Origin of the sequence: Pseudoalteromonas sp. JSTW (assembly GCF_013423925.1) — a bacterium.
Lineage (GTDB): Bacteria > Pseudomonadota > Gammaproteobacteria > Enterobacterales > Alteromonadaceae > Pseudoalteromonas > Pseudoalteromonas lipolytica.
In genome coordinates this window covers 2,153,050-2,165,671 of record NZ_CP058972.1, presented here as the reverse complement: position 1 = coordinate 2,165,671, position 12,622 = coordinate 2,153,050, and the positions used below count along the sequence as shown (strand labels likewise).

The 12,622-nt window shown below is 42.0% G+C and carries 10 protein-coding genes; 1 reads left to right on the top strand and 9 read right to left on the bottom strand.

Going from position 1 to position 12,622, the window contains the following annotated elements; genetic code table 11:
* Positions 1-19 precede the first annotated feature (19 nt).
* From GZH31_RS09865 to GZH31_RS09855, 3 genes are all read right to left on the bottom strand, one after another.
* Positions 20-1,306 carry a YeaH/YhbH family protein gene (locus tag GZH31_RS09865; RefSeq protein ID WP_036967607.1) on the bottom strand — a complete coding sequence of 429 codons (1,287 nt, stop codon included), beginning with the start codon at positions 1,304-1,306 and terminating at the stop codon, positions 20-22.
* Positions 1,307-1,332: 26 nt separating this feature from the next.
* Positions 1,333-3,255: a PrkA family serine protein kinase gene (locus tag GZH31_RS09860; RefSeq protein ID WP_036967610.1), complete on the bottom strand. Its 1,923-nt coding sequence runs from the start codon at positions 3,253-3,255 to the stop codon at positions 1,333-1,335.
* Between the two features lie 239 nt (positions 3,256-3,494).
* Positions 3,495-4,076: a superoxide dismutase gene (locus tag GZH31_RS09855; protein ID WP_036967613.1), complete on the bottom strand. Its 582-nt coding sequence runs from the start codon at positions 4,074-4,076 to the stop codon at positions 3,495-3,497.
* A gap of 262 nt (positions 4,077-4,338) precedes the next feature.
* Here GZH31_RS09855 and GZH31_RS09850 point away from each other — a divergent pair, with 262 nt between their 5' ends.
* Positions 4,339-4,677: a Grx4 family monothiol glutaredoxin gene (locus GZH31_RS09850; protein ID WP_036967616.1), complete on the top strand. Its 339-nt coding sequence runs from the start codon at positions 4,339-4,341 to the stop codon at positions 4,675-4,677.
* A gap of 40 nt (positions 4,678-4,717) precedes the next feature.
* Here the strand turns inward: GZH31_RS09850 and GZH31_RS09845 are convergent, their stop codons facing one another.
* From GZH31_RS09845 to GZH31_RS09820, 6 genes are all read right to left on the bottom strand, one after another.
* Entirely contained in the window at positions 4,718-6,001 is a 1,284-nt protein-coding gene (locus GZH31_RS09845) for a PAS domain-containing sensor histidine kinase (RefSeq protein WP_118844413.1), read from the bottom strand.
* Complete coding sequence (locus GZH31_RS09840; protein ID WP_075594377.1) at positions 6,001-7,329, bottom strand: sigma-54 dependent transcriptional regulator; 1,329 nt, start codon at positions 7,327-7,329, stop codon at positions 6,001-6,003. The genes GZH31_RS09845 and GZH31_RS09840 overlap by 1 nt, the downstream gene beginning before the upstream one ends.
* A gap of 117 nt (positions 7,330-7,446) precedes the next feature.
* Complete coding sequence (locus GZH31_RS09835; RefSeq protein ID WP_180310921.1) at positions 7,447-8,652, bottom strand: ABC transporter permease; 1,206 nt, start codon at positions 8,650-8,652, stop codon at positions 7,447-7,449.
* A gap of 11 nt (positions 8,653-8,663) precedes the next feature.
* Positions 8,664-9,977, bottom strand: coding sequence for an ABC transporter permease (locus tag GZH31_RS09830; protein ID WP_036967626.1), 1,314 nt, complete (start codon positions 9,975-9,977; stop codon positions 8,664-8,666).
* A gap of 2 nt (positions 9,978-9,979) precedes the next feature.
* Positions 9,980-10,687, bottom strand: a complete 708-nt coding sequence (locus GZH31_RS09825) for an ABC transporter ATP-binding protein (RefSeq protein ID WP_036967628.1) — start codon at positions 10,685-10,687, stop codon at positions 9,980-9,982.
* A gap of 21 nt (positions 10,688-10,708) precedes the next feature.
* The gene (locus GZH31_RS09820; RefSeq protein WP_074989286.1) at positions 10,709-11,962 is read right to left on the bottom strand and encodes an efflux RND transporter periplasmic adaptor subunit; all 1,254 of its coding nucleotides are present in this window, start codon (positions 11,960-11,962) and stop codon (positions 10,709-10,711) included.
* Between the last annotated feature and the right edge of the window lie 660 nt (positions 11,963-12,622).

Here is a 12,622-nt window from a genome sequence, read left to right as displayed (position 1 = left end):
TTTTACCTCACTCGCAAGGCTATGCGGCGCCTTGCTGCTGACGATTCTTTTTAAATAATTCACGGAAAATAGGGTAAATGTCCTCTACACCACGAATATGTTGCATGGCAAAGTTGTCGTGTGTTTGTGCTATTGATTGATACTCACGCCATAAACTTTGATGCGCACGCGCCGTAATTTCTATGTACGCATAGTAACGTACTGCTTTGAGTAATTTATTGCGGAGTATTTCACCGCAATGAGGAGAGTCATCGGCCCAGTTATCACCATCAGATGCTTGTGCAGCATAAATGTTCCACTCATCTGCATGGTAACGTTCAGCGATAATTTCATTCATTAATTTCAGCGCACTCGACACAATAGTGCCACCGGTTTCTTGTGAGTAAAAGAACTCCTGCTCATCAACTTCTTTCGCTTGTGTATGGTGGCGAATGTACACGACTTCGATATCTTTGTAGCTGCGAGTCAAAAACTGATACAGCAAAATATAAAACCGTTTTGCCATATCTTTTGTTGCTTGATCCATCGAACCTGACACATCCATAAGGCAAAACATCACGGCTTTACTCGTCGGGTGGGGACGTTTTTCGTAATTGCGAAAACGTAAGTCGTAATTATCAATAAACGGCACGGCTTTTATGCGACTTTCAAGCTCTTCAATTTGACGCTCAAGCAGGGCAATGGCGGCTTTGTCGGGCTCTTCCTCTGCTTTCAAAAGCGCTAATTGTCCTTGAAGTTCGCTCAGATGTCGTTTTTTGCCCGCTGTCATTGCAACACGGCGAGCGAGCGAGCCTTGTAATGAGCGCACTATATCAATATTACTGGGCATACCATCGCTACAAAAACCAGCGCGATGCGTTTTCATTTGCACGAGTTTATCAAGTTGATTTTGCTGTAAGTTTGGCAGCTCTAAATCTTCAAATAATAAATCTAAATACTCGTCTTTAGAGATAGAAAAAACAAACTCATCTTGGCCTTCGCCCGAATCACTTGCGTCACCTTCGCCACTGCCACCCCCTTGACCGCCTCCTTGCGGGCGTTTAATTTTATCGCCTGTTGAGAATTGGTCATTTCCTGGATGTATTTGCTCCCGATCGCCCCCTCGTCCTTGATGAAATACAGGCTCACTAATATCGCGCTGTGGAATAGAAATACTCTCGCCACTGCTCGTATCGGTTACGCTGCGTTTATTAATGGCATCAGATACAGCTTCTTTAATCTGTTTTTTATAACGCCTGATGAAACGCTGACGGTTCAACGTACTTTTGTTTTTTCCATTCAGGCGTCGGTCTATAAAATGCGCCATAACAACCCCCTTGAAACAAACGTTTTTTACTGCGATTTTCTAACGCGTAAATACCATTCAGAAAGTAAACGTACTTGTTTTTGGGTATAGCCTTTTTCAACCATACGGTTGACAAAGTCTTCGTGTTTTTTCTGATCTTCGGCAGAAGTTTTCGCATTGAAAGAAATAACCGGAAGCAGATCTTCGGTGTTCGAGAACATTTTTTTCTCAATCACTGTGCGAAGTTTTTCGTAACTGGTCCAAAGCGGGTTTTTGCCTTGGTTGTGCGCACGTGCGCGCAGTACGAAATTGACAATCTCGTTACGGAAATCTTTCGGGTTCGAAATACCTGCTGGCTTTTCAATTTTTTCGAGCTCTGCATTTAATGCTGCTCGATCAAAAAGTTGGCCTGTATCTGGGTCGCGATATTCTTGATCTTGAATCCAAAAATCAGCATAGGTTACGTAGCGATCAAAAATATTTTGTCCGTATTCAGAATAAGACTCTAAATAGGCAGTTTGTAGTTCTTTGCCAATAAACTCGACATACTGCGGGATTAGATAGCCCTTTAAGTGACTTAGGTAGCGTTCTTCCACATCGGCTGAGAACTGTTCGCGCTCAATTTGCTGCTCTAAAACATAAAACAAGTGAACAGGGTTTGCTGCGACTTCTGTGGTATCAAAGTTGAACACTCGCGATAAAATTTTAAAGGCAAAACGTGTAGAGAGCCCAGTCATGCCTTCGTCAACACCTGCATAATCACGGTATTCTTGGTATGACTTCGCTTTCGGGTCGGTGTCTTTTAAGCTTTCACCATCGTAGACACGCATTTTTGAATAGATGCTTGAATTTTCTGGCTCCTTAATACGTGAAAGAGTGGTAAATTGTGCCAATGTTTTTAACGTGCCTGGTGCGCATGGCGCATCGTGAAGTTCACTGTTTTCAAGAAGTTTGTTGTAGATTTTCACTTCTTCAGAAACGCGTAAGCAGTAAGGTACCTTAACAATATAAACACGGTCCAAAAATGCTTCGTTGTTTTTGTTATTTTTAAATGTTTGCCACTCAGATTCATTCGAGTGAGCTAAAATCATGCCGTTGAAGGGAAGGGCACTAATACCTTCGGTGCCATTATAGTTACCTTCTTGGGTGGCCGTGAGTAGCGGGTGGAGTACCTTAATAGGTGCTTTAAACATTTCCACAAATTCCATCAACCCTTGGTTCGCTAAACAAAGTGCACCTGAATACGCGTAAGCATCAGGGTCATTTTGTGCAAAATGCTCAAGCTGACGAATATCGACTTTACCGACTAATGCCGAAATATCTTGATTGTTTTCATCGCCCGGTTCCGTTTTGGCGATCGCAATTTGATTCAAAATAGAAGGGTAGCGTTTTACCACTCTAAATTGGCTTATATCACCATTGAACTCACTTAAGCGCTTGGCTGCCCACGGTGACATCACTGTTTTTAAATAGCGTGGCTTAATGCCGTATTCTTTCTCGAGTAGTTCAGCATCTTCGTTTGGATCAAACAAAGCGAGAGGGTGATCATTGACAGGGGACCCTTTTATTGAATAAATAGGCACTTGTTGCATCAGGTATTTTAGTTTTTCGGCAATAGATGATTTACCCCCGCCCACAGGGCCAAGTAAATACAATACCTGCTTACATTCTTCTAAACCTTGCGCAGCATGCTTTAAGTAAGAAACGATTTGTTCAATGGCGTCTTCCATACCATAAAAATCGTGGAATGCAGGGTAGCGCGCAACGACACGATTGGAGAATAATCGGCTGAGCCGCGCATCGGTCGATGTGTCAATAATTTCAGGCTCACCAATGGCCATTAACAGGCGCTCAGGTGCGCTTGCGTAAGCTGATTTGTCCTTCTTACAGATCTCGAGAAATTCCTCAATACTGTATTCTTCTTCTTGCGCTGCTTCGTATCGTGATTGGTAATGCTCAAAAATACTCATAGAGACCTCCGAAAACCCGCTAAAATGACGTGTAATTAGATTAAGAAAAAAGCAAAGGTTAATTAAAGCTTAGTCACGATTTTGAATTTTTGCGCAAGAAAATTAAGAATTTAATTGAAAAAAGATCATCTTGGTACGCATTTATTATGGCGCTTGGGCTGCGGCTGAACAGTGATATAAAAAAGGCAATAAAAAAGACGCCGGAGCGTCTTTTTTTAATTACTGCAAGTTAAACAGAATTAAGCGAAGTTAGCGTTCGCGAAATCCCAGTTAACAAGTGCCCAGAAACCTTTTAGGTAATCAGGACGAACATTACGGTAATCGATGTAGTAAGCGTGTTCCCACAGATCCACAGTTAGGATTGGTGTAACACCTTCATCAGTTAATGGTGTAGCAGCATTTGATGTGTTAACGATATCAAGAGTGCCGTCAGCTAGTTTAACTAACCAAGTCCAGCTTGAACCAAAGTTGTTTACAGCTTTGTCGTTTAACGCGTCTTTGAATGCTTCGAAAGAACCCCATTTAGCGTTGATAGCGTCTGCAATAGCGCCAGTTGGTTCGCCACCACCGTTTGGAGATAGGCTGTTCCAGTAGAATGTGTGGTTCCAGATTTGCGCAGCATTGTTAAATACACCACCTTCTGAAGAACAAACGATTTCTTCTAGAGATTTGTTTTCGAATTCAGTGCCTGGGATCAGACCGTTTAATTTTACAACGTATGTGTTGTGGTGTTTACCGTGGTGAAACTCTAGAGTCTCTTTTGAAATATGTGGCTCTAATGCATCGATTGCGTATGGTAGTGACGGTAGTTCAAATGCCATTTTTTATCTCCATCTTCTTGGTTGATAGTCCACTCAGTTATAGGTAATAGCGAGGTAAACAGCGTACTCACCTATACCAAATGGTATTATAGTGTTACTATAATTGTTGAGTATTTTACTCAAGTTTTAGCAAACAGCAATGCTATTGCTAAAGACTCTTTAAAATTGTGACTGTTATAGTCCATTTTAAGTTATATATCTGAGGCCACAGTGAATATTTTTCAAGGCCAGTGTAGTAAGTCAATGTCTTTTGAGGTTGTAAATGGAAACCATCGATAAAATTAAACAGCAAATTTCTGAAAACCCAATCCTTTTATACATGAAAGGATCACCAAAATTACCTAACTGTGGTTTTTCTTCTCAAGCATCACAAGCTTTAATGGCGTGTGGTGAACCGTTTGCTTACGTTGACATTCTTCTTAATCCAGATATTCGTGCAGAGTTACCTGCTTACGCTAATTGGCCAACATTCCCACAACTTTGGGTTGAAGGTGAATTAATTGGTGGCTGTGACATTATCATCGAAATGTTTCAACGTGGTGAATTACAACCATTAATCACAGAAACAGCTGCAAAGTACAAAGAACAAGACGCTGAGTAATCTTACTTAGTTTGCCGAGAAAGCCGCATAAGCGGCTTTTTTATTGCGCTAAAATCACATGCACACTTAAGCCACCTTGCTCGCGGTTGTGAAGGCTAATTTGCCCGTGATGTGCTTCAACTATTTCTCGGCACAGCGCTAGCCCTAAACCACTGCCTGTCGATTTAGTGGAGTAAAAGGGGATCAGTGCATTCGCCATTACAGTTTCGCTCATGCCTTTGCCTCTGTCGCTCACAGTAATGTGGGTGCTGGCCATTTCTTGTTGAATACTCAGACTGATGTCTTCAGGTTTAGTACCCGATTCGTACGCATTTTTTAATAAATTAATCAGCAGTTGCTCAAGCTGAGTATGATCGGCTTGTGTGTTTACGTTATCGCCAAGAGTAATATTGACTTGCCATTGGCTTTTTAATTGCTCGACGATTGATGGCCAGTTAATCGCTGATAACTGAGGAGTGGGTAATTTGGCAAATTTACCATAGCCTTGAACAAATTCATTAAGGTGTTTGATACGGTCTTCAATGGTGGTGAATACGCGTTTTAAACGTGGCTCGTCGACTTCTTTTGTTAATAACTGTGCGCTGTGGAGCATTGATGACATTGGGCCCAGCGAATTATTGAGTTCGTGGCTGATGATACGGATTACTTTTTTCCATACTTCAACCTCTTGGCGGCTGAGTTCCCGTGTGAGCTGTTTGAACACATACAGTTGGTGGTATTGATTATTAAGTAATAAGCGGCCCGTTGCCATATGCCAAGTTTGTGATTCTTGTTCCGTTTTATCGAGGGTAAATAAGCCATCAATCCCTTTGTTGATAGCACGTGTCAGTTGTTCAGAGCAGGTACTTATCACATTTTCTAGTTTAAGTCCTTCGATAGCTGATTTTGCTTCAAACAAGCTACGAGCACTGTGATTACTGTAAACAATAAAACCTTGATCGTTAATAAGTAGCACCGCTTGCTCAGAGCTTTGCAGTACTTTGTCGAGCATTAATTCACGCTGGTATATCCATTGCTTTTCTTGGCGAAGTTGCTTTGCTGTTTGGTTATAAAGTCGGCATAAGTCACCCAGTTCATCTTTGCTATCATAGGCCAAAAGGGTGGCCAGTTCACCGTCTTTAAAGTTAAGCAATCCAGATTCAAGAGACGCAATACCGTCAGCTAAAGGGCGGCTTAACTGGTACGCCAAAAGGCCAGCTAGCAAGGCGCAACCAATGACTGCAAGCAAAGTATATAACCCAGGAAGAGCAGCAAAATAGCTTACCAGTAATAGAGGGACTACCGCTGCAACAACACACAATAGAATAATCTTATTTCTTAACATTAGTAATCTATCTTAAATTTATCGAGTCTGCGATACAGCGCTTGTCGGCTAAGACCAAAATGTCGCGCAACTTTAGCAATCACCCCTTGGTGTTCGCGCATTGCCAGTTCAATATCGTGCTTTGTCGGTTCACTTTTGGGTGATGTCGCTTTAGTGGTATCGACGTTTAAGCCAAAGTCGGCAAGTTCAATATTGCCAGTTGGTTTTAATACGGCAGCCCGTTTACACGCATTTTCAAGTTCACGTACATTACCCGGCCACGGATGGGCAAGCAGGGCTTTCTCGGTGCTTAGAGACACACTGCGATGTGGTAAAAAGTGTGCCACTAGGGCAAGAATATCATCGGGTCTGTCAGCTAGGCTAGGCAGGTTTAACTCAATAACATTGAGACGATAATATAGGTCTTCCCGAAAATGACCCGCTTTAATCGCGTGCGTTAAATCTTCGTTTGTTGCTGATATAACCCGCACATTTACTTTTCGAGTTTGCGTTGATCCTAAACGCTCAAATTCACCGGTTTGCAGAATACGTAATAGTTTCATTTGACCGGACAACGGTAGGTTGCCTATTTCGTCTAAAAATAATGTGCCCCCATCGGCGGCTTCAAAACGGCCAATGCGTTGCTTGGTGATACCTGTGTACGCGCCAGCTTCAGCGCCAAACAATTCAGCTTCAATGAGTTCATTTGGCAATGCACCGGCGTTAACAGTGATAAAAGGATGGTCTGCAAGCAGAGAGTTGGCTTGGATTATCTGTGCTATGCGCTCTTTGCCACTGCCATTTGGGCCAGTGATAAGCACTGATATGTCTGACTTTGCCACCTGAATAGCAAGATTAACAATATGCTCCATCGCTGTGCTTTTATAAATAAGGCCGACAAGGTTGGCAGTTTTAATAGAATCTTCGCGTTCTTGCTGGTGGCGTGCGAAAGTTTCATTTTGTTGTTTCGCTTTACCAAGTTCGAGTAAATTATTGATACAAGTCAGCAGTTTTGTATCGTCCCACGGCTTTGGTAAATAGTCTGCGGCACCCGCCTTTACAAGCTCAACAGCTGTTGCAAGCTCGGTCCATGCGGTGATTAAGATAATAGGCAGTAATGGGTTTATATTGCGTAAGTCATAAAACAGCGCCTTGCCTTCTTCACCCGAGGTGGTGTCGGCGGTAAAGTTCATATCTTGAATAACTAATGAAATACGCTGGTATTGTACTGCTTGGATTGCTTCAAATGGGGTGCTTGCAGTAACCACGGTAAAATTGTGGATCTCTAATAATAATGACAAGGCGTCTAATATCGCGGGGTTGTCATCAACAATAAGTATTTTTTCCATATTATTATTTTTTTGCTGTTTTCCTAAATATGTTAAGTAAGTCCGGTGCAAGAGCCAACTTAAGTGTGTACTTATAAATGCTACACTGTAAATCCAGTGTAGCATAGCTTGGGAGAACTAAATGGTGCGTGTTGCAATGCTGGGTGAAATGTTCGCAGCTCGTTTGGCTGGCGCAAGAACCGCAAGCAAACTCATAATAAACACAGCGCTTGCAGTGGCAATTACATAACGCACATCTAACTGAGCAATCGAGAAATGTTGCATCAGTAATTGGCCTAAATACATCGCTGCTATCATGCCTATTACTAAACCTACACTGCAAATCATGGCATTTTCGACTAAAAAGTAGCTAATAATGGCGGACTTTCTTGCTCCAAGAGCACGGCGAGTCCCAATTTGTTTCGTGCGTTTACTAATATTAAAGAGTGTAAGACCAAAGATACCCAGCGCAGTGACCAACACTAAAATTGTGATTAAAACAATTAACATACGCATCATAAGCGTGTCTTCAGCCATGTACTGCTCTTTGTCTTCATCAAGGCCGCGAATGCGCGAGATAACGCGTTTGTTGTAGTTTTTAAGCATGGCTTCTTCAACACGGTTCATTACAGACTGGCGTTGCCCAGGCTCTGTTCTTACGACAAAGCGTGCATTGCTACCTGCTTTAATGAACGGAATTAATGCCACATTATCTGGGCGACTATCTTTAAGCCATGGGCCTTTCATTACATCGACAATACCAATAATTTTTAAAGGAATATCACCAAAGTAAATAGATTGACCTAAGCCATTACCATCAGGGAAAAGCTCATCAGATAGACTTTTACTCACCACGATGACCTTCGAAAGCTCATCGTAATTCTCTGTTACGATCACTTCGTCTTCGCTGTAATTACGCCCAGCAATTAAGTTAACACCGTACGTGTTAATGCCGTGCTCGTCGATAAACATATATGAGCTACGTGCTGATTTACTCTCTTGTGGGGCCGGTTTTAAACTAAAGTCAGATGATGAACCACTGCCCGAAAGAGGTGTGGTACTAGAGTAAGCAGCATCAACCACCCCAGGAATTTGACGTAACATAGCTTCATCAAGCTCGTATTGTTGGCTTGGCGAGGTGTCTTGTCCGAACATCATCACATTAAAAATAAAAATGTTTTGTTCTGGGTAGCCTGTTTCTTGACTTAAATAGCTAATTCTATCTTGAATAATAAACGCGGCGTTACTGACGATTGCTGTGGTAATGGCAATTTGAATTAGTAACAGAATAGCCCCAACCTTTGAGCGGCATAAGGCATGAAATATAGGTTTAATTTCTAACATAACACAGTTCCTTATTGGCTCTTAAGGTAAATAGCAGGGTTGGTTTTACACACCAGCCACGCAGGGTAAAGACCTGCGATTACACAGGTGCTAATTGCTATTACAGGGGCGCTAAGTAACATGGTTAAATCCATGGTGGCTAAGCTTTGATAGTAGCTGTAGCTTTGGCGCACACCTAAAAGTCCCACTTGGGCTAAAATAACCCCGAAAATACCGCCTAAAAACCCGAGCATGGCCACTTCGACAATGTGTTGAAAGAAAATTTGGCGTTTGCTTGCGCCTAAAGCTCTGCGTACGCCAACCTCTGGCGCACGGCGAAGAAATTTAGCCAGTAATAAGCCTAGAATATTTGCCAAACATACCGCTAAAAACATAAAGCTTAGGCCAACGAGAATTTCGTTATCTTCACTTACCACATTGTTGTATTCCATCCACTCGTTTACATCACGCAATTTCGCTTCAAGCTTTTCGCGGTTAAAGCGACCACGCTTTTGCTGTTCTTGCATATAAGCCATTAAGAAATCTTCATACGCTTGCTTTTCTGCGGGTGTTTTTAGTTCGACCCAAAATTGCAGCCAAACTAATTCAGAATTAAGCTTGTCGTTAAACGTATTGGTTTTTTCGTGCTTCCAGCCGTTTGTATTGCCCCAGTTTTCAAGCTCACGTGCTTTTAATAAGCTAAAAGGCAGGTAGAGTTGTTCGGTTTTATTAAATGCGCCGTTATTTAAATCGTAATATTTGGTCGTAATATTCCAGTCATCCATAACCCCAACCACTTCATAGCTGGCATCATCAAGGTAGATAATTTTGCCAACTGAGTTTTCTCCTGCAAATAGTTTGTCGTTGAGCTTTTTACTGATAACGACTACAGGTGCAGCAGTTGCTTCTTGTTGCTGACTCCACACGCCACCGTATAAAAATGATAAGTTAAACATGTCGAAGAAGTCGGGGGTTGTTAAACGCGCCTGACCAATAAATGGTTTTACGGTATCGGAGTCTAAATAAACTGAAAACCCAGTGCGCACCATCGTGACGCGCTTACCGCCGGCTTCTGCCTTATTTAAATTAACCGCGTCTTGATAGGTTAATTGCATTGGTAAATTATCTTTTGTCCACCAAGTTGAACCCTCGTCCATTATTTGCAATTGCACACTGTATAGTTGGCTACTCTTTTGCGGGATCGGATCGGCAGACATCATGTGATACACCGACAAGCTCGTCATCGTTACACCAATGCCAATGGCAATCGCTAATACCATTAAAAAACTCACTAAGGGCGTGCGCTTAAAGCTTCGCCAACTTAAATCTAGATAATGAAGGAACATAACTATACTCCTGCCGCTTTGAGGTTTTGCGTGCCTTGGTAAAGCGTGAAATCGGCAAGTTGACCGTCCACCACTTGGATATTTCGCGGGGCTCTTCGGGCAAGTTCAGGGTCGTGAGTAACCATGACAATGGTGGCGCCATCACGATTAATTTGTTCGAGCAATTCCATTACTTGGCGCGCCATTAAGCTGTCTAGATTACCCGTTGGCTCATCGGCAAGTAAAAAACGGGGTTCACCCGCAAGTGCTCTGGCAATGGCCACGCGTTGCTGTTGCCCACCTGAAAGTTGTTGCGGTAAATGCTTAGCACGTGACGCTAAACCTACTTGCTCTAAACATTGTTCAATACGACGTTTACGCTCAGCAGCTTTAATTCCTCGATATCGCAAAGGTACTTCAATATTTTCGTATAGATTTAAATCAGGTATCAGATTAAACCCCTGGAAGATAAAGCCTATTTTTTGGTTCCGTAAATCAGCACGCTGATTATCGTTTAGACCACCTACATCAATACCATCTAAAAGATACTGGCCTTCTGAAAACGGTTCTAGCATACCGGCAATATTTAAAAAGGTCGTTTTGCCTGAACCACTCGGGCCAGTAACAGCAATAAATTCACCTTCTTCTACATGGAGATTGAAATCACGTAATGCATGAGTTTGTACCATGTCTGTTTGATACACTTTGCTGATGTTGTTCATTGTAAGCATAATAATTATTCCTTGTTGCTGTTAGCGTAATACGAGAGTCGGTGCTTGTTTATAACGGTCGTAGTTAGAGATGATTAGCTTGTCGCCTGGTTTTACCCCTTCTAACAGTTCAACGGCATTGATACTGCTAGCACCTGTTTTTATATCGATTAAATAGGCCATGTCGCCGTCTACTTTATAGGCGCGGGTACCGCCTTGTTGTAAAAACGCACCACGCTTAACTTGTAAAACATTGTCGCGGTTCTCCAAAAGAATGCGTGCGGTTAAACGTTGATTTTGGCGAATGCCGGTAATTTCTTTATCGAAGCGAACACGTGTTGTGACTTCACGGTTATTCACCTCCGGCGAGATTGCTGATAATGTCCCCATGACTTGGCGGGCACCGAGAGTTAATTCTACTTGCATGCCAAGGCCTAGCTCATTGGCATAGCTTTCAGGTACTTGCAACTGTGCTTCAAAATTACTTAAGTCAACCAGTGTCATTAATGGTTGGCTTTGTGTAACCGCTTCTTTAGGTTGCACGAGTAAATTACCTACAATGCCACTGACGCTGGCTTTAATTGTTAACTCATTAACTTGGCGTAATAAGTCATCCACAATGAGTTGTTGACGAGCAAGGTCTCGCTCTGCAGCTTTTAGCTCGAATGCCAGTGTGTCTTTAGCAAGGCTGACTTCTTGTTCTGCATGCTTGAAGGAGAGTTTCGCGCGGGCTAAATCGTCTACGGCTTTTTCTAAATCGATCTGACTTATAAGGTGCTTCTCGATAGATAATTGCGCACGGCGGTTTTCTCTATCAGCGGCATTTAGCTCTACCTGTGCCAAATCAAGTGCTTTTGTTAAGCTTAATTTTTGTCTACGTGCTTCAAGTTGCTTTCGTTGTAATTCACCATCTAAACGCGCCAACACAGATTGTTGTTGTTTTAATTCATTGGTAAGCTCTGGGCTTTTAACCACAGCAATAATTTCGTTTGCTTCAACACTGTCGCCAGCCTTTACGTTAAGATCGACAAAGCCGCGCTCGGGGCTGTAAACTTTAGGTGCATTAGCCGCGACAATTTTCCCGCTTGCTGCCACATCTCTAATTAAGGTTTGCTGAGTCACTTCACTTATTTGTAAGCTGGCTTTATCAACAGACACACTCCCATCGTTGCTCGCAAAGAGTGCTTGAAAGCCAAGGGCACTCACAATAAGAACACTCACAGTGAACAACAGTGGTTTTTTAATGTTTCTTTTTTTAGCCACGGTTATATCTTGGGCACTGGTATCTTTAATCATCATACTTCCTTACGATTCTCAAAAAATATAATCATGAAGCCAATGGCAATCATGGTAAGTGGTGATGTCATAAACAAACTCATAGTGAACATGTTTCGATCCTCTAATTCGATAATGTCCTATCTATACCAATAGTGTGCCAATATTTAACTCATTGATTTTTAATGTTTTTATTTTTATTTGAGGTTTTTATTCTGTCCGCGGACAGAAAAAGTGTCCGCAGCGGACACTTTTTAAAGTGCATTGGTTGACGCAGAGGTAAACACCTAAAGGTAAGTAAGACTAAGGTCGGCTGCTAAAAAGTGCTATTTGTAACTAAGCTTAATGTATTGGTAAATATTTAAGCAGCTAACAGCTGAGAGAGCGCAAAATAACTGCATTACTATGCATGATTTGAATATTTATGCAAAATGGGTTGTCAGTTTACGTTAACGTAAACTATCCGTTTTCAGGATGGTTTTTTACAAACTGTTAAAATTGACACCAGTGTCATAAAAAAATAATGGTTAAATAGCGTCTAAATGTAAAAAAATAGCATAGACTTTAAAGTGCGTCCTCAAGTGAGAAATATTCATAAATATGAATATGTATTCAAAACTCTATTGACTCATGGTTTATTTGGCGATAGTTTTGTTCGTCTGCTAGCACTGTCACAAAAGA